Origin of the sequence: Pontixanthobacter aquaemixtae (assembly GCF_009827395.1) — a bacterium.
GTDB classification, from domain to species: domain Bacteria; phylum Pseudomonadota; class Alphaproteobacteria; order Sphingomonadales; family Sphingomonadaceae; genus Pontixanthobacter; species Pontixanthobacter aquaemixtae.
In genome coordinates, this window is record NZ_WTYX01000002.1 from 572,566 (window position 1) to 589,642 (window position 17,077).

Here is a 17,077-nt window from a genome sequence, read left to right on the forward strand (position 1 = left end):
CTGTTTCAAGCACCTCGCTTGTTGCCTCATTTTCAGTTTCACCTTGCGCCAAGGCGCTCCAAAAGCGCCTCCGCGATTCTCCTTGCAAGAAGAGGAGGAACGGCATTCCCAACCTGGGTGAACTGGGCAGTCCTGCCTGTTCCCTCGAAAAGGTAATTGTCAGGGAAGGTTTGAAGCCGCGCTGCTTCCCTGACTGTCAGGCTCCGACATTGCTCGGGATCAGGGTGAATGTAGGCATGTCCGTCTTTTGAAATATGACTGGTGACGGTGGTGGAAGGCTGCCCCCACACTTGCACCCTGAAGCGGTCTGCATAATTGCCGGTGCTCCAGTTCTTGTGCATCGGTGCAAGGCCCGAAGGGAACTCTGAAGACTTCGGTGATCGGCCGAATGCTGTCCCGAAGGCGGAGACAAACACATAGCGCGCCAGATCGGGAGCCATGTGCCCACGGGTTTCGTGATTGGCCAGAGAGTCGAGCCTTGGATCAGACAACCAGGCTGCCAGCTCGTTGTCTCGAGCTCCGGTGATGGACTTGCTGTGTCGCTCGAACCTGGGCGCTTGGCTCTCGATCTTCTGCAGCGTTTCGCAAAGAACTTCGGCCACGGGCTCAAGCGACTTGTCCGCCTCGAGGCAGCTTGCAATTGCCTTTCTGCAGCCTGCCGCCACGGCATTTTGCCAGCCGTGAGAGCTGTCATCCCTCTCTGGACTCAGCCCGCTTCGCACTTCTGGCAGTCCTTCGAGAACATCGGAAACAGTAGCTTTGCGTATGACCGGAACGAGGCCCGGCAGGGCCTCCATGTCCTTAACGCGTGAGCCCTTCCTGATCCCGACAACGATTACGCGATGGCGCCTCTGGGGGACCCCATAGTCTTCACTTCGGATCAGGAAGCTTCCGCCCCTTCCATCCCTGACTAGAGGGAATAACTCATATCCGTCCGCGCCTCCTGCTCGCTTCAGATCATCGAGAATGCGTTCGAAAATACCGTGACCTCCCACCTTCGAGGAGAGAATGCCTTTGACGTTCTCCATCACAAAAGCGGTGGGCTGCAGGCGGTCGATTATTCGGATGTATTCCTTGTAGAGGAAGTGCCGTTCATCCTGGTTGGGATCATAGCCTTCGAGGCTGCGGTTCTTGTTTCTTCCGACGATTGAGTATGCTTGGCAAGGAGGGCCGCCAATGAGAACGGTGTTCTCTGCCTGACACCGCAGCTCGTCTAGAATTGGGTCCAATGCCTCTTGAGCCTCAGCGGTGCCGAGCTTCAGCTGCATCGTTTCTGCTTCCGCCGCTCGCCATTCAGCTGCATGTATTGAGATCATCTCATCCTTTGAGATGCGCCCAGCGATATAGTCATAATATTCGGGAGGGGCCTGCTCGAACTGCCTGAAGAAACTGCGCAGTCTCAGTGTCGCAAACGCGTTGCTTTCCATTTCGACGGAGAGTGCGATCTCAAAGACACGCTCGCCATTTTCATTTCGAAGCGATGAGAATCCCTCAGCCAGGCCTCCCGGCCCAGCAAACAAATCTACGACCCTGTATCGAGATCCCATAAGTCTGAATAACTCCTGCACTGAGTCGGATACAGGTTTGTGATGAAATAACCAGGGGCAGAATGCCAGACGGTGCTGTCAGAGCAAGTGCACCATCTAGCGTAAATCGCATGATCGGTTGAGGCGGAGCGCATGCCTAGACCGAAGAAGCCGGCCAGCCCGTTTCGCCATTTTAACTCATCACCTGAAGTGATCCGCCTTGTAGTGATGATGTATGTGCGTTTTCCGCTGAGCCTACGGAATGTGTAAGACTTGCTCGCGGAGCGAGGCATCGACATCTGCTACGAAACTGTCAGATTTTGGTGGAACCGGTTCGGGCCGCTGTTTGCGGGCGACATTGAACGGCAGTGGATCAGTCGGATGCGCGGCTTTAGAAATTGGCGCTGGCACTTGGATAAGGTGTTCGTGAAGATCAACGGCGAAACGCATTACTTGTGGCGCGCGGTTGACCACGAAGGCGAGACCCTTGAGAGCTATGTTACGAAGAAACGAAACAAATCAGTGGCTTTGCGATTTTTTCAAGAAGACGCTGAAGCGGCATGGGAAAGTCGAGACTGTCGTCACTGACGGTCTAAAACCCTACCCTGCTGCGACGAGAGAAACCGACAATTTGAACCGTCAGCAAATGGGGCGTGAAGACAGTCGGCTTTCGATATCTGAACCGCCGAGAGCGGACAGTCAGTCTTCGGCCCAATTCTAGCCACCGTTCACCGTTTCAAACAGCTGTAGACATTCGCTTCGCTCACAATGCGAGCCCTTCAAGCGCATTCAATGCCGCTTCATTAGTAAGCTGCCCATAGTGCCGTTCGATCATCTCAGCGGAAGTGCCGGAAATCTGTGCGATAGTAAGCAATGGTAGCCCTGCCTTGACCAAGTCAGTTATCGTTGAGTGACGCAAGGTGTAAGCGGTAGCATCACCTGGCAAACCCGCAGCCTCGACCGCGACCGATATTGGGCGCTTCCAAGTGTGCCGGGTCCAACGGCTTCCGTCCTTTCGCATGAATATCGGAGCGGCAGGGAGTTTGTCTTTGGATTGCTCGGATAAGAGCTTTGCGGCTTCATCTGGAACTGGAATGTCGCGCGTTTCGCCTGCCTTATCCTTTCCAATGTTTAGCAAGCCAGTTGCAGCCTGATAGTCGCCAACAGATAGATTTGCCATTGCTCCCGGGCGAATTGGCAGCAAACAAAGAGCTCGCACGAACGGCTCTGCTTCTCTGCTCATGTGTCGCAGTAATTGTCGCCTTTGCTCGCGATCCAGATAAGTTTTTCGCTTGCCGTCAGCCCTTCTGATTGAAGCGAGCGGTTCCTGCCAAGCTGAGACGGTACCAGGCGCGCCGTAGGCAAGAACCTTGGACAGTGCCGCTCTGAGCACAGCCATATCGCGGTTGATAGTCGAGGGAGCGCGCGGGCGCACCTTAACCTCTCCTCGCTTTGACCTGCTGACAAGAGCTGGTTGCTTCTCAAGCCAATCTCGCCACTCTTGAAGGTGGCGTTTGCGGAGTTTTTCTAATTTCACTCGCGCGAGCGGCTGGTCATAGATGTAGCGATCAAAGCGCTGTTTGGTCTCCTTGCGCTTTTCGGGAGTGGCCAGTTTGGCAGTGTAATCGCGGCAAGCATCCGCAACAGTCTGAATTTCGGGCGTCAGTTCACCACCTGTTTCAACTAGCTTCGCATATTCCTCGGCAGCATCCTTCGCTGCTTTGAAGCGCCTGCTAGGCTCTAGCTCGCCATAATCGCCGAGCTTCTTTTTCTTATACTTACCTGTGTCGGGGTCAGTTACCCGGGCAAACCACGTGCCATTCGCAGATTTGCCGCTCACCTTCTCAGAAGCGCGATATCCGATAAAGCACCCTGCGAAGAGCTTTTGCCAATACGGATCATTGGTTTTGCTCTGTTTCCCAGAGATACGAGGCTTAAGGCCATTGCGGGTGGTTACGTTTGATAGATCAGCCACTTGAGTGCCAACAAGAAATAGGTAAAAAATAGGAAAAACTCATATGGACACATCTGGACCTATTCGAAACAAAAAGCAATGAAAACAATATCAGAATTGTCCACGAGCATCCACAGGCATCCCTATGCCCTGCCCTCCGAAGGCAGAGGCCAGAGGTTCGAATCCTCTCGGGTGCGCCAAGGGCCAGTCTTCAGCCGGGGGCCTAGCTCACTTCGCGCTCTTGCCCTTCCCAATAGGGCGCGCGCAGTTCACGGCGCAGGATCTTGCCCGAGGGATTGCGCGGAAGCGCTTCGATGAAATCAACGGATTTCGGGCATTTGAAACCGGCGATCTCTTTTTTGGCGTAAGCGATCACGTCCTCTTCGCTCAGATCGCTGCCGGGTTTGGCAACCACGACCGCTTTCACCGCCTCGCCCCATTTGGGATCGGGAATGCCGATCACTGCAATATCGGCAATGTCCGGGTGACCGTAAAGTGCGCTTTCTACCTGTGCGGGATAGACATTTTCCCCGCCGGTGATGATCATGTCCTTGATCCGGTCCTGGATATAGAGATAGCCCTCCTCATCGAGCATCCCCGCATCGCCGGTGCGGAACCAGCCATCGCCAATCAGGGTTTTGGCGTTTTCTTCCGGCCGGTTCCAATAGCCGAGCATCACGCTGTCACCGCGAATGGCGACTTCACCCGTAACACCTGCCGGCAGCGGATTGAGCTCCTCATCCAGAATCCGCACTTCGGTTCCGGGTATCGGCTGCCCTGCGGATTTCATCACCTGTTCGCGCCCGACGATATTTTCCGGCTTGTGATCGTCCGGCGACAGACTGATCACGGTGCCGAATGTTTCGGTCAGGCCGTATAGCTGCGCAAAATCGCATTTGAGCCGCTCTACGCCTTCCTTGAGAAGATCGAGCGGTATCGGGCTGGCACCGTATGTCAGCCCTTTGACCGAGGAAAAATCGGCCTTCGCGGCATCGGGGTGGGCCAACATAATGCCCAGCGCGGCGGGAACGATAAACAGCCATTTGACCCTGTGCTTCTGCACATCTGCGATGGTCAGCGCCGGATCGAATTCGCGGTGAATGATTACTTCCAATCCGCCGAGCACGCCGCTGATTGCCGTTCCTGCGCCTGCAATGTGGCCATAGGGCATCGCGAATATCAGCGAATCGCCCTGGTCGGGGCAATACCAGTAAATATCGTGCTCTTTCATCAGCGGGCGCAGATGCGTTCCATTGTGATGGCTCAGCACAACTCCTTTGGGCAGGCCCGTCGTTCCCGATGTATAGAGCTGCAGCAAAGGATCCTGCGCATCGACTTCGGTTGTGATTGCAGCGTCCGATTGCGCATCGCGCCAGCTTTCGAAACTGTCATCCATCAGCACTTTGTTGCCATTAAAAGGCAGCTGGTCGGCGAATTCCGGCTCTACGAAAAGCACACCTGCGCCCGAATCGTTGAGGATAAATTCGACTTCTTTCGGCGCGAGACGCCAGATGATCGGAATGAAAACCATCCCCGCACGCGCCACGCCCAAGGCCAACTCGACCGAGCAATCGCTGTTCTTGCCGAAATAGGCGACCCGGTCGCCTTTGCTCAGGCCCATAGATGCAAGGCCATTGGCAATCTGTGTCGCGTGCCGATCATAGGTTTTATAGTCGGTAACCCGATCGCCATATCGCAGCGCAATCTGGTCAGGCGTGGTCGCGGCGTAATGCGCGAGCCCTTCGCCATAGGTCGGGAAGTAAGGAAAATCGTCGGACATGGGTGATCTCTCCAGCATCACATGGCCGAATCGCTCGGCTCGTATGCGATCAACCATGTCGCTTTCGCGCCATCAGGTAAATGGCTGGCGTGATCTCGCCTGACAGCGGCTTATTCGAAGCCGCGTTCCAGAAAACGCAAAGCGCAACCGGCGAGAACCGCGGTACCGCGCGGCAATGCGCTTTCATCGACATGCATCCGCGGCGAATGGATGGCGCAGCAAGATGACCAATCATCGCCTTGCGGAGCGACGCCGAGGAAGAACATAGCGCCTGGAACTTTCTCCAAGACATAGGAAAAATCTTCGGCGCCCATGATCGGCGCGGGCAAATCATTCCACGCGTCATCACCCAGCGTTTCATGCGCAACATTTTTGCCCAGATCGACAGCCTGGGGATCGCAAATCGTCACCGGGAAACCCTTGGTAATGGTAATGTCAGCCGTTACCCCATATGCCTTGGCTATGCTGGCAATCACGTCTTGCATCAGCGTATGAACAAGTGCGCGATGCTGGGCCGAGAGTGTCCGGATGGTTCCTTTGAGAGTCGCGAAATCGGGGATGACATTATGCGCGGTGCCTGCATCGAGCTGGGTCACCGTAACCACCACGGCGTCAGCGGCATTGAACCGGCGCGTGACCATGCTTTGCAGCGCGGTCACGATTGCTGCCGCGGCTGGAACGGGATCGCGCGTGTCATGCGGCATTGAAGCATGGCCCCCCTGACCAGTTACGCGAATATCAAACTGGTCGGCCGCGGCCATGAGCGGCCCCGGCTTGCCTGCGATGACGCCATGCGGCGCGTTGGGCATGATGTGCAGCGCGAATGCAGCGTCAGGCAGAGGATCGATCAGCCCGTCATCAAGCATGAAGCGCGCGCCGTGATATCCCTCTTCGCCCGGCTGGAACATGAATTGCACCTCCCCCGCGAAAGTCTCACGCTGGCTTGCAAGCAATTCGGCAGCGGCCGCGAGCATCGCGGTGTGGGTGTCATGACCGCAAGCGTGCATCCGGCCTTCGATGGTCGAGGCAAACTCCAATCCGGTATCCTCGGTCATCGGCAGTGCGTCCATGTCACCGCGCAACAGGACCCGCCGAAGGGGGGCTGAAGCGGGTTTGGTGCCTTTCAACGTTGCGACCATTCCAGTTGTCGTACCGCCTTCGCGCCATTCGAGCGGCAGATGCGCCAGAGCCGCGCGCACTTTTGCGCTTGTTTTCGGTGTTTGCAGCCCCAGTTCAGGCTCTGCGTGAATAGCGCGTCGAAGCGAGATGATCTGGCCGGACAGGCTTTGGGCGGATTCCAGAAGAGAGGTTGTGTACATTGCGCCAGACTACTGCAATTCGGCCCGCCAGTCGCCCCTTCATTGCCAATTCGCATTGCGGATTGCGCGTCGATCTGCCTCGATTGCACAAAACCATGGTGAAAAATGGTGCAGCTGTGTCTAAGGCTGCTTTTCAATGACCGGCGGACCCAATCCATCAATCCAAATGCCAAGCGGCGAAGATGCGAGTGCTTCCGGGTCTGCTCCAGTTGTCGGCGTAATCTATAATCCGCGCAGCCACCGCAATCAGGGGCGATATCTCGAGGCGGCTGCGCTTCCCAATGTGCACATGGTCGAACCGGCAGACCATGCAGAGATTTCCGAAGCATTGGCGCGCTTTTCCAAGCTCGGGATCGAATATCTGATCATCAATGGCGGCGACGGAACGGTGCGCGATGTGCTGACGTGCGGCCGGGATGTGTTCGGCGATGCCTGGCCTGTTTTGGCGGTCCTGCCGAAAGGCAAAACCAACGCGCTTAACGTCGATCTGGGCGCGCCCAGAGGGTGGAATTTGAAGGCCGCGCTTGCGGCCTTCGCCACGGGCCAGCGGGTTGCTCGCAAGCCGGTTGTGGTTGCACCAGCAAACGGAGACGGGCCGACCTATCAGGGCTTTATCCTTGGCGCTGGCGGATTCACTCTGGGCGTACGCGCGGGTCAGGATGCGCATCGAATGGGGGCCTTCAACAGCTTTGCCGTAGGCGTCACTTCGGTCTGGGGCGTGCTTCAAGGGCTGCTCGGGAGCGACAAAAATATCTGGCGTCGCGGCGTCGCCATGCGATTGCTTCTGGGCCGCGAGAAACGCGAATTGCCGCACAGCGCATATGGCGATCCGGCGCGGCGGGTATTCATGCTGTCCTCGACGCTAGAACGGTTTCCTGTGGGTTTGAAGCTGTTCGGCAAGTTCCGCGAAGGGCTGAAGCTGTTTGTGTTCGATCATCCGCGCCGTCGCACTTTGGCGTATGCGCCGGCAATCCTTTATGGCTGGCTGCCCAAATGGCTTCCCGAAAAGGGTATCCATTTCGCCGCGCCCGAGCATTTCGAAATGGATATCGGCGACGAGTTCATTCTTGACGGCGAAGCATTTCCGGCGGGGCATTATCATGTTTCCACCGGCCCGGAATTGCGCTTTGTGGTTCCATGACGACCGCGCTCGAACAGCGCATTGAAGCGGGGCTCTCGGCAGAAATCCATCCATCGGTCGCTGCCTTTGCCGAACGTTTGGCGATCCGGGCAGGGGCGCAGAGTGCGCTGTTTTACGGATCGAATTTGCGCACTGGCGAATTGGAAGGCGTGCTCGACTTCTACCTCCTGATGCCCGGCGCCCAGAAAGAGAGAATCTGGCCCTGTGTCAGCTATCACGAATGGGAGCATGAGGGCGTAGTTCTTCGTGCGAAAGTCGCCACCATGAGCACGGATCTGTTCCAGAAAGCGGCGGGCGGGATATTTCGCGACACCACCATATGGACCCGCTTTGTGCAGCCAAGCGCATTGGTTTGGTGCCGCGATGATGATGCCCGCCGAGCTGTCGTGGACGGATTGGAGGCCGCGGCCATCACCGCCGCCCGATTTGCCGCTGCGCTGGGTCCGGATAGCGGAACCGAAGAAGAATTCTGGCGCGCTTTGTTTCAGGAAACATACAAAGCCGAATTCCGCGTCGAGAAAGCAGGCCGCGAAGATTCGATCCTGTCATTGAACCGGCGACATTTTGAAGGGCTGCTCCCGCTCGCATGGTCTGCGGGGCGGATCGATTTTGATCAACAAGGCGCGCAGCTATCTACCCAATGGCCTGCGGGCCAAAAGGAAGAGATCTTACGCGCGTGGCGGCGCAAACGGTTCTGGGGAAAGCCGCTCAATCTGCTCCGGCTGGTCAAGGCCAGCGCCACTTTTGAAGGCGCAGCGCGATACGCGGCGTGGAAAGTCGAACGCCACACGGGCGTAAAGGTCGAGGTTACGCCTTGGCGTGAAAAACACCCGGTCCTCGCGGCACCGGGTGTTTTGTTCAAAGTATGGCGGTCGCGGCGCGGACCATAGCCGCCGTCAACTGCCGCCAATTACATGTAGCGCATGTTGATCGTAATCGATTTGACACCCTGACCCACGGTGAAGCGCGTTTTCTTGTAGCTTGGCTTGCCCAAATTGAAGATGTTGATGCTGGGGTTGTTCGACATTGCGCCGCCATCCGATGAAATGTCGGTTTTGCCATTGCCATTCTTGTCATGGCGAACGGCTATTCCGTATACGCCCGCTTTGGAAACCGGAACGCAAAAGGTCATGCTGCCCGCGCTTGCCGATGTCTCGATCCGGCTAAGCCAACGGCCGCTTTTGAGCCAGTCGGCCTTGGTGCCATAATAGCTCTGGACGCGGATTTTTCCGGTCGATGTTTCGATACCGCGCACCGTCACTTTGATGGCCGGGCCTGCAGAGGCCGCGCATTTGGACATGTCGTTGGAAATCGTCCGGTTATATTGCGCGCTGGCGGGGGTTGCGGCAGCCATGCTGCCTGCAACAAGCGCCATCACGCCCAATTTCGAAGATGTTTTCATAGTCATAATCTCTTGCTTCCCGTCGCGCGCTTTGTCGCGGTCATGTTAGGTCAGGGGGAGTCTATCCGAAAATCGGACCAGCCCCCATATGGGATCTGCAATACCCTACTGGCCCTGAATTTTCGCTGAACTTGGGCTGATCGAGTGGTCAGCGCCGTTCCCACCCGCCTTGACCGGTGTGGAAAAGCCCTTGGCGCCCGCTTGTGGCGGTGACTCGCGCCTTCTAGTCGGGTGTGAACCGCTTTTTGCCCGCAAGCAGGCCCCGATTTATGGCGCAACCGCTCATTTCCCCTTCCATCCTGTCCGCGGATTTTGCTCGGCTGGGTGAAGAAGTGCGCGCGATTGACGAGGCGGGCTGCGACTGGGTCCATGTTGACGTAATGGACGGGCATTATGTGCCCAATATTACAATCGGGCCCGATGTTGTGAAAGCGATCAGGCCACACACCGAAAAAGTCTTCGATGTGCATCTGATGATCAGCCCGGTTGATCAATATCTTGAAGAATTTGCCAAAGCTGGCGCCGATATCATCACGGTCCATCCCGAAGCCGGCGCGCATACACACCGGACGATTCAGGCAATTCACAGCCTCGGCAAGAAAGCTGGTGTTTCGCTCAACCCCGGGACGCCCGAAAGCGCGCTCGACTATCTGATTGATGATGTCGATCTGGTGCTGGTGATGAGCGTCAATCCCGGGTTCGGCGGGCAGAGCTTCATTTCCAGCCAGCTGCGCAAGATCGAAAAGATCCGCAAAATGATCGACGCGACCGGCCGCGATATCCATCTGGAAGTCGATGGCGGGGTCAATCCTGAAACGGCGAAGCAATGCGTTGCCGCCGGTGCCGACGTGTTGGTCGCGGGCTCGGCCACATTCAAAGGCGGAGCGAGTCAATATGCGGCCAATATCGCCGCGTTGAAGGGCGAGGGATAATGATCGAGGCGCCAAACACCACGCGCGCCAGCGACACCGATTTGGCCGACGACACGATTGATATGGCTATCCCGCTTTCGCAAAGCGATGCGCCGGACCCATTGATTGACAGCAGTGCCGGACCGCAATCGGCCAAGCGTGAAACGCTCGAGCCCGGCAAATCGCTGGTCGTCACCGATTTTGCCCCTCCGTCAATTGGTCCGGGGGAGCGTTTCATTCGTCTGGCTTACCGGCTGGGCGTGCCTGCTTCGACGCTAACTTCGCCCTTCACCAAAGCAGCCAAACCGCGCCTGTTGGCGACGGTGGAGACACCGCTAGGGGGAGAGCGCGCCGCGGGCGTTGCGCTGCGCGCCGGGCATTTTCTGGTACATGGCGTCAAGGCGCCCATTGCGCAGATGGATTTTTCCCCGACTGCCCGGCTGACACCGCCATTTGAACGCGTTGTGCACGGCTTTTCCTGGCTGCGCGATCTGGCATCGTCGGCCGCTCGCGAGCAATGCACTTCGACGGCAGAGCGGGTCATGGGCGCGTGGCTTGATGCCAATCCCAAGCCAGCCAAAGGCACGCCGTGGAATGTCGAGCATGTCGGACACCGCCTTCTGAACTGGTTGGTGCACGCGCCGCTCATCCTGTCGAATACCGGCACCGATCAACGGGCGCGGACGATCGAAGCGATGGCCGAAACCGCGCGCTGGCTCGATCGCAATGTCTCCAAATCCGCTGACAGGATGGGCGAAGTTGCCGGATGGTGCGGCGTCGTCGCCGCCGGATTGCTGTTGCCCGACGGCAAGCCGCGAAGATTGTTCGGCGAGGCCGGCTTGATCCGCGCTCTTGGCGAATTTGTGGCGGATGATGGCGGGGTTTTGTCGCGAAGCCCACTCGCACAAATGGATGCGATTGGCCTGCTGGTCGATCTGAGCGCTTGCTACCGCGCGACCGATCGCGATCCGCCCGAGGCATTGGACACAATGCTGCAATTGCTGGTGCCGCCTTTGCTCACGCTGGTGCATTCGGACGGGGCTCTGTCGAGCTGGCAAGGCGCGGGCGCCATCAGCGCTGATCGCATTGCCAATTTGATTGACGCCAGCACGGTCCGTGCGCGGCCGGTCAAGAATGTGCGCCAATGGGGCTATCAACGGGTGGCCAGCAACAAAACCACGCTGATCTTTGACGCGGCACCGCCTCCTTTGGCGCGCAATTCGAGAGCGGGCTGCGCATCGACATTGGCGTTTGAACTGTGCGCCAATGGGCAGCGCATTATCGTCAATTGCGGCGGGGCAGCCTTCGCCGGTGGCCAAGTGCCGGCGCGGATCGAGCAGGGTCTGCGCGCGACAGCGGCGCATTCCACGCTTACGCTGGATGACGCCAATTCCACCGCTGTCCACATCAATGGCAAGCTTGGTGCAGGCGTGAGCGAAGTCGAAGTCGATCGCAAAACGCTGAAAGTCGATCAGGGTCTCGCTTCGCGGCTGGAAGCCAGCCATGATGGATATGCCGCGCGCTATGGCCTTACTCACCGCCGCGTGCTGATCATGCGCGAAGACGGCAGCGAGTTGCGCGGCGAAGATTTGCTCGTTCCATCAGGCAAGAAGGGCCAGCGCGGCAAGATCGGCTTTGCCATCCGCTTCCATATCGGCAAGGGCATCGAGCTTGGTCTTTCAGATGACAAACGCGGTGCGGGCCTTGCTCTGCCTGACGGTAGCTATTGGCAATTCCGGCTCGCGGGCAAGGACGACAATGGCGGCGTTCTATCCATCGAAGAAAGTATGTGGGTTGGCGGCAACGGGCGTCCGCACCCGATCCAGCAATTGGTAATTCAGGGCATGACATCGCGCGGCGGGGGAAGTTTCTCCTGGCTGCTCAAGAAAATGGGATGATTTCGCGAAATGACTGACGTCACAATCAAGCGGGCGCTGCTGTCAGTGTCCGACAAAAGCGGTTTGGTTGAACTGGGGCAAGCGCTTGCAGAACGCGGCGTCGAGCTGGTGTCGACCGGCGGAACGGCGAAGGCGCTTCGCGATGCCGGGCTGGATGTGAAGGATGTCTCCGATCTCACCGGCTTCCCCGAAATGATGGACGGGCGGGTCAAGACATTGCATCCAATGGTGCATGGCGGGCTGCTCGCGGTGCGCGACAACCCCGAACATGCGGCGGCGATGGAGCAGCATGCGATTGGCGCGATCGATCTGGTGGTAGTGAACCTCTATCCGTTCGAAGCAACCGTGATGCGCGGCGCCGAACGGCCCGAGATTATCGAAAACATTGATATTGGCGGGCCAAGCATGGTTCGTTCCGCAGCGAAGAACCACCAGTTCGTCACCATCGTAACCGATCCGTCTGACTATGCGACGCTTACCGGCGAGCTAGACTCGCTGGATGGCGCGACTTCGCTCGAATTCCGCAAGAATATGGCTGCCAAGGCATTCAGCGTGACGGCAGCTTACGATTCGATGATCAGCCAATGGTTTGGCTTTGCCGATCAGGGCAAGATGTTCCCCGATATGCTGGCGGTCAACGGGCGGAGCCCGGTCGAATTGCGCTATGGCGAGAATCCGCACCAGAAGGCAGCGCTCTATCTGCCCGTTGGGCCGCACGGCAAGGGCATCGCACAGGCAGAGCAATTGCAGGGCAAGGAGCTGAGCTACAACAATTACAACGATGCCGATGCCGCGTTGGAGTTATGCGCGGAATTCGCCGGCGGCGATCCGGCGGTGGTGATTGTCAAACACGCCAATCCCTGCGGCGTGACCCAGCGGCCCGATCTGCTCGAAGCGTGGGAAGAAGCGCTGGCGTGTGACAGCGTATCGGCCTTTGGCGGGATTGTGGCGGTCAATGTCCCGCTCGACGGCCCGACTGCCGAAGCCATCTGCAAAATCTTTACCGAAGTGGTCATTGCGCCCTCTGTGAGCGATGACGCGCGCGCCGCTTTCGCGAAAAAGAAAAACCTGCGCTTGCTGGTCACCGGCGATCTGCCCGATCCACGGCGCGGCGGCCTCGCTGTCAAGCCGATCACAGGGGGGCTGCTGGTCCAATCGCGCGACAATGGCGCGATTTCCGAAGCCGACCTGAAAGTGGTGAGCGAACGCCAGCCAACCGAGCAAGAGCTCAAGGACTGTCTGTTCGCGTGGACCGTTGCACGGCACGTGAAATCAAACGCGATTGTCTATGCCAAAGACGGTGCGACCGCGGGGATCGGTGCGGGCCAGATGAACCGGCGCGACAGTTCGCGGATTGCAGCGATGAAAGCTTCCGAAGCGGCCGAGAAATATGGATGGGAGCAAAGCCGCGCTGTCGGAAGCGCGGTCGCGTCAGATGCATTTTTCCCCTTCGCAGACGGGCTGCTCACCGCGGCAGAGGCAGGCGCAACCGCGATTATCCAGCCCGGCGGATCAATGCGCGATGACGAAGTGATCGCAGCCGCCAATGAGGCGGGCCTCGCCATGGTCTTCACCGGAATGCGGCATTTCCGGCACTAGTTTGTTTGTTTAGCCCCTCAGACGCCAGCGTTCGCGCCGGCGTTCCGCACGGAGACCGAGGGATCAAGCAAACAGCGTAACCTTTTGCTGATCAGAATCGAACTGCCTTTTGACAACGGCGCGTTCACCGGCCCGAAAGTGCCTGCGGTCTAGAAGCGCGCATGTGATTCGAAAGAGATTCGTTATGAGTATTTTCAAAACCGATATGCCGCGCAATTTTGCGATCGGCTTTTTCGTCGGCGCATTGATCGTTGCTTTCCAGATCAGTCCAGAGCTGGGCCAGCAGATTATTCCGGAAGCTGTCGCCGCGACAATCCTGTGAAGCGCGCGCTTCTCCCACTTGTCGCCGCTGCGCTTGCCTTGTCGAGTTGCGGTCCGGCGGCAACTGCGGCAGAGAATGTCGTGGCTGCTCCTGCGGCCAAGCGCACGGCAAATGAGCGCTCAGGCCTGAAGACCGCCGTCTTTGCGGGCGGATGTTTTTGGGGCGTTGAAGGCGTTTTCAGCCATGTCAAAGGCGTGAAAAGCGCCGTGTCGGGCTATCACGGCGGCAACGCAGCGACCGCAACATACAAACAGACCAATACCGGCGTGACCGGCCATGCAGAAGCGGTTCTGGTCCGCTACGATCCCAAAGTGGTCCGCTATGACCAATTGCTGAGGATATTTTTCTCGGTCGTGGCCGACCCGACCTTGCATAACCGCCAGGGCCCCGATCGCGGCAGCCAATACCGGGCGGCACTGGTGCCCCTGAGCGCCGAGCAGCGCGCTGTAGCTGCAGCCTATCTCAAACAGATGCAGGCATCGGGCAAATGGTCCCGTCCGATCGTGACCAAGATCGAACGCTACCGCAAATTCTACAAGGCGGAGGGGTATCATCAGGATTTCATGATCCGGAACCCTCATCATGCCTATATTCGCAGGTGGGACAAACCCAAAGTGGCCGCGCTAAAACGCCTGTATCCCTCGCACTACCGACCCACTTTTGTCCGCAATTAGCGGCGCGTACCGCCGTGCGACGGACGGCAATTGCTAGTGTTATTGGAAAATCGGTAACAGGCGCGCTATATGGGCCGCATGGCACTTCACGCACATAATCATCACGAGCATTCGGGCGCAGGCCTGATCGATGCCGCGCGCGAGGCGCTGGTCAATTCGGGCGAGCAATGGACCAGCATGCGTTCGGACGTGTTCGAAGAGCTGGCAAATCACGACAGGCCCGCATCGGCATACGATATTGCCGATAATCTTTCCGCCAAGCGCGGGAAGCGCGTGGCCCCCAACAGCGTGTACCGTATCCTCGACCTGTTTGTGAGCAATAATCTCGCGCTGCGGGTGGAAAGCTCGAACGCGTACCTCGCCAACAGCCATCCGGGATGCACGCATGATTGCATTTTCCTGGTGTGCGACGAATGCGGCGAAGCGACCCATATCGACAATGACGAGATATCGACCAAAGTGCGCGGCGTAGCCAAGAGTGCAGACTTCGCAACCCGCCGCCCGATTATCGAGATCCGCGGGACATGCGCTAGCTGCAACTAGCGACGAACCGTTCTTTTTTGTCGACAAACCGTTCATCGACAGTTTTGATTTCCGGGTGTAAAGCGGTTGCATGACTTCGCGCCCTGATACTCCGCTGCTCGACACGGTCGACACCCCGACAGACCTTCGCAAACTCGAGCCCGAGCAGCTTCGTCAGCTGTCTGACGAATTGCGCGCCGAGATGATCGATGCAGTCAGTACGTCTGGCGGACATTTGGGATCGGGGCTGGGCGTGGTCGAGCTGACTGTGGCCATCCATTATGTCTTCAACACACCCGATGACCGGCTGATCTGGGATGTCGGGCATCAATGCTATCCGCACAAGATCATTACCGGGCGGCGTGACCGGATCCGGACTTTGCGGCAGGGCGGCGGCCTGTCCGGCTTCACCAAGCGCTCAGAGAGCGAATATGATCCGTTCGGCGCCGCGCACAGCTCAACATCGATTTCAGCCGCGCTTGGCTTTGCCGTAGCGAACAAGCTCAATGACAAGCCGGGACGCGGGATTGCCGTGATCGGTGACGGCGCGATGAGCGCGGGCATGGCCTATGAAGCCATGAACAATGCAGAGCAGGCGGGCAATCGGCTGGTCGTGATCCTCAACGACAATGATATGTCGATTGCGCCCCCGGTCGGCGGGCTCAGCGGATATCTCGCGCGGATGGTGTCATCGAGCGAATATCTCGGCTTGCGCAGCCTTGCCTCGAAAGCGGTCGCCAAGATCTCGCGGCGAGTCCACAAAGCGGTGGGCAAGGCTGAGGAATATACGCGTGGCATGGTCACCGGCGGAACTCTGTTTGAGGAACTGGGCTTTTACTATGTCGGCCCGATTGACGGGCACAATCTCGACCATTTGATCCCGGTTCTGGAAAATGTCCGCGATGCCGAAGAAGGCCCCGTCCTGATCCACGTCGTGACCACCAAGGGTAAAGGCTACGCCCCTGCGGAAAACAGCGCGGACAAATATCACGGCGTGGCCAAATTCGATGTGGTCAGCGGCAAACAGGACAAGGGGCCGGGCGGCGGCCCGCCGAATTACCAGAATGTCTTCGGTGAAACTCTGGCCAAACTGGCCGAAACTGATCCGAAGATCTGTGCGATTACCGCCGCCATGCCTTCGGGCACCGGAGTCGACAAATTTGCGCAGGCGCATCCGCAGCGGTCGTTCGATGTCGGCATTGCCGAACAGCACGGCGTGACCTTTGCTGCAGGGCTCGCGGCACAAGGAATGCGGCCCTTTGCGGCGATCTATTCCACATTCCTCCAGCGCGCATATGACCAGGTGGTGCACGATGTGGCGATCCAGAATCTGCCGGTCCGCTTCGCGATTGACCGCGCAGGATTGGTTGGTGCGGATGGCTCTACCCATGCCGGTTCGTTCGATGTGACCTATCTTGCGACTTTGCCAAACTTTGTCGTGATGGCAGCGGCGGATGAGGCAGAGCTTGCGCATATGACCTACACCGCCGCCGAATATGACGATGGGCCGATTGCGTTCCGCTATCCCCGTGGTGCGGGCACCGGTGTTGCCATTCCCGACAAGCTGGAGAAGCTCGAAATCGGCAAGGGCCGGATCGTTCGCGGCAAAGAAAGCGGGGCAGGCAAAGTTGCGCTGCTGTCGCTGGGTACGCGCCTCGCCGAAAGCCTGAAGGCAGCGGATGAATTGGAAGCCAAGGGCCTATCCACCACGGTCGCTGATCTGCGCTTCGCCAAGCCGCTCGACACCGACCTGATCGAAAAACTGATGCGCACGCATGAAGTGGTTATTACGATCGAGGAGGCCGCGATTGGCGGCCTTGGCGCGCATGTTCTGACTTTCGCTAGCGATAGCGGGCTGACCGATGCGGGCCTTAAAATCCGGACAATGCGCCTTCCCGACATGTTCCAGGAACAGGACGCCCCGGCCAAGCAATATGATGATGCCGGCCTCAACGCGCCGCACATCGTCGAAACCGTTTTGAAAGCGCTGCGGCACAACAGCGCCGGGATCGAAGAAGCGCGGGCCTAG

General features: G+C 58.2%; 14 protein-coding genes and 1 pseudogene. 10 read left to right on the forward strand and 5 right to left on the reverse strand.

Annotated features, from left to right (window positions below; all coding sequences use genetic code 11):
* Positions 1-38 precede the first annotated feature (38 nt).
* Positions 39-1,520, reverse strand: coding sequence for a DNA cytosine methyltransferase (locus GRI41_RS11775; RefSeq protein ID WP_235901213.1), 1,482 nt, complete (start codon positions 1,518-1,520; stop codon positions 39-41).
* 159 nt (positions 1,521-1,679) lie between these two features.
* Between GRI41_RS11775 and GRI41_RS14525 the strand changes: the two are divergent.
* Positions 1,680-2,220 (forward strand): annotated as a pseudogene (locus GRI41_RS14525) (IS6 family transposase); the annotation flags it as partial.
* A gap of 69 nt (positions 2,221-2,289) precedes the next feature.
* On the opposite strand, the gene GRI41_RS14485 reads toward GRI41_RS14525, so the two are convergent.
* The 3 genes from GRI41_RS14485 to GRI41_RS11795 all read right to left on the reverse strand — a co-directional run bounded on the left by GRI41_RS14485 (position 2,290) and on the right by GRI41_RS11795 (position 6,579).
* Positions 2,290-3,501, reverse strand: coding sequence for a tyrosine-type recombinase/integrase (locus tag GRI41_RS14485; protein WP_328600554.1), 1,212 nt, complete (start codon positions 3,499-3,501; stop codon positions 2,290-2,292).
* Between the two features lie 202 nt (positions 3,502-3,703).
* Positions 3,704-5,260 (reverse strand): long-chain-fatty-acid--CoA ligase, encoded by a 1,557-nt coding sequence (locus GRI41_RS11790; RefSeq protein ID WP_160605183.1) that lies wholly within the window; start codon positions 5,258-5,260, stop codon positions 3,704-3,706.
* Positions 5,261-5,370: 110 nt separating this feature from the next.
* Positions 5,371-6,579 carry a M20 metallopeptidase family protein gene (locus GRI41_RS11795; RefSeq protein WP_160605184.1) on the reverse strand — a complete coding sequence of 403 codons (1,209 nt, stop codon included), beginning with the start codon at positions 6,577-6,579 and terminating at the stop codon, positions 5,371-5,373.
* Between the two features lie 136 nt (positions 6,580-6,715).
* Between GRI41_RS11795 and GRI41_RS11800 the strand changes: the two genes are divergently transcribed.
* Together GRI41_RS11800 and GRI41_RS11805 are read left to right on the forward strand one after the other, a co-directional pair.
* Positions 6,716-7,720 carry a diacylglycerol/lipid kinase family protein gene (locus tag GRI41_RS11800; protein ID WP_160605185.1) on the forward strand — a complete coding sequence of 335 codons (1,005 nt, stop codon included), beginning with the start codon at positions 6,716-6,718 and terminating at the stop codon, positions 7,718-7,720.
* The gene (locus GRI41_RS11805; RefSeq protein WP_160605186.1) at positions 7,717-8,610 is read left to right on the forward strand and encodes a hypothetical protein; all 894 of its coding nucleotides are present in this window, start codon (positions 7,717-7,719) and stop codon (positions 8,608-8,610) included. The genes GRI41_RS11800 and GRI41_RS11805 overlap by 4 nt, the downstream gene beginning before the upstream one ends.
* A gap of 20 nt (positions 8,611-8,630) precedes the next feature.
* Here the strand turns inward: GRI41_RS11805 and GRI41_RS11810 are convergent, their stop codons facing one another.
* Complete coding sequence (locus GRI41_RS11810) at positions 8,631-9,128, reverse strand: DUF2141 domain-containing protein (RefSeq protein ID WP_235901214.1); 498 nt, start codon at positions 9,126-9,128, stop codon at positions 8,631-8,633.
* Between the two features lie 263 nt (positions 9,129-9,391).
* Between GRI41_RS11810 and rpe the strand changes: the two genes are divergently transcribed.
* The 7 genes from rpe (at position 9,392) to dxs (ending at position 17,077) form a co-directional block, all read left to right on the forward strand.
* A complete protein-coding gene (rpe, locus tag GRI41_RS11815) occupies positions 9,392-10,054 on the forward strand; it encodes a ribulose-phosphate 3-epimerase (RefSeq protein WP_160605187.1) in 663 nt (220 codons plus the stop codon).
* Positions 10,054-11,931, forward strand: coding sequence for a heparinase II/III family protein (locus GRI41_RS11820; protein WP_160605188.1), 1,878 nt, complete (start codon positions 10,054-10,056; stop codon positions 11,929-11,931). The genes rpe and GRI41_RS11820 overlap by 1 nt, the downstream gene beginning before the upstream one ends.
* 9 nt (positions 11,932-11,940) lie before the next feature.
* Entirely contained in the window at positions 11,941-13,530 is a 1,590-nt protein-coding gene (gene purH / locus GRI41_RS11825; protein ID WP_160605189.1) for a bifunctional phosphoribosylaminoimidazolecarboxamide formyltransferase/IMP cyclohydrolase, read from the forward strand.
* 184 nt (positions 13,531-13,714) lie between these two features.
* Positions 13,715-13,852 carry a hypothetical protein gene (locus GRI41_RS11830; RefSeq protein ID WP_160605190.1) on the forward strand — a complete coding sequence of 46 codons (138 nt, stop codon included), beginning with the start codon at positions 13,715-13,717 and terminating at the stop codon, positions 13,850-13,852.
* Positions 13,849-14,526 (forward strand): peptide-methionine (S)-S-oxide reductase MsrA, encoded by a 678-nt coding sequence (gene msrA / locus GRI41_RS11835; protein WP_160605191.1) that lies wholly within the window; start codon positions 13,849-13,851, stop codon positions 14,524-14,526. Before GRI41_RS11830 ends, msrA begins: the two co-directional genes overlap by 4 nt.
* A gap of 78 nt (positions 14,527-14,604) precedes the next feature.
* Positions 14,605-15,069: a Fur family transcriptional regulator gene (locus GRI41_RS11840; protein WP_160605192.1), complete on the forward strand. Its 465-nt coding sequence runs from the start codon at positions 14,605-14,607 to the stop codon at positions 15,067-15,069.
* Between the two features lie 70 nt (positions 15,070-15,139).
* Complete coding sequence (gene dxs / locus GRI41_RS11845; RefSeq protein WP_160605193.1) at positions 15,140-17,077, forward strand: 1-deoxy-D-xylulose-5-phosphate synthase; 1,938 nt, start codon at positions 15,140-15,142, stop codon at positions 17,075-17,077.

What these genes read in the sequence shown, in the direction of transcription:
- purH (WP_160605189.1), top strand. Translation starts at nt 11,941, where the DNA reads ATGACTGACGTCACAATCAAGCGGGCGCTGCTGTCAGTGTCCGACAAA.
- GRI41_RS11820 (WP_160605188.1), top strand. Translation starts at nt 10,054, where the DNA reads ATGATCGAGGCGCCAAACACCACGCGCGCCAGCGACACCGATTTGGCC.
- GRI41_RS11840 (WP_160605192.1), top strand. Translation starts at nt 14,605, where the DNA reads ATGGCACTTCACGCACATAATCATCACGAGCATTCGGGCGCAGGCCTG.
- GRI41_RS11795 (WP_160605184.1), bottom strand. Translation starts at nt 6,579, where the DNA reads ATGTACACAACCTCTCTTCTGGAATCCGCCCAAAGCCTGTCCGGCCAG.
- GRI41_RS11790 (WP_160605183.1), bottom strand. Translation starts at nt 5,260, where the DNA reads ATGTCCGACGATTTTCCTTACTTCCCGACCTATGGCGAAGGGCTCGCG.
- GRI41_RS11800 (WP_160605185.1), top strand. Translation starts at nt 6,716, where the DNA reads ATGACCGGCGGACCCAATCCATCAATCCAAATGCCAAGCGGCGAAGAT.
- GRI41_RS11810 (WP_235901214.1), bottom strand. Translation starts at nt 9,128, where the DNA reads ATGACTATGAAAACATCTTCGAAATTGGGCGTGATGGCGCTTGTTGCA.
- dxs (WP_160605193.1), top strand. Translation starts at nt 15,140, where the DNA reads ATGACTTCGCGCCCTGATACTCCGCTGCTCGACACGGTCGACACCCCG.
- GRI41_RS11830 (WP_160605190.1), top strand. Translation starts at nt 13,715, where the DNA reads ATGAGTATTTTCAAAACCGATATGCCGCGCAATTTTGCGATCGGCTTT.
- rpe (WP_160605187.1), top strand. Translation starts at nt 9,392, where the DNA reads ATGGCGCAACCGCTCATTTCCCCTTCCATCCTGTCCGCGGATTTTGCT.
- GRI41_RS11805 (WP_160605186.1), top strand. Translation starts at nt 7,717, where the DNA reads ATGACGACCGCGCTCGAACAGCGCATTGAAGCGGGGCTCTCGGCAGAA.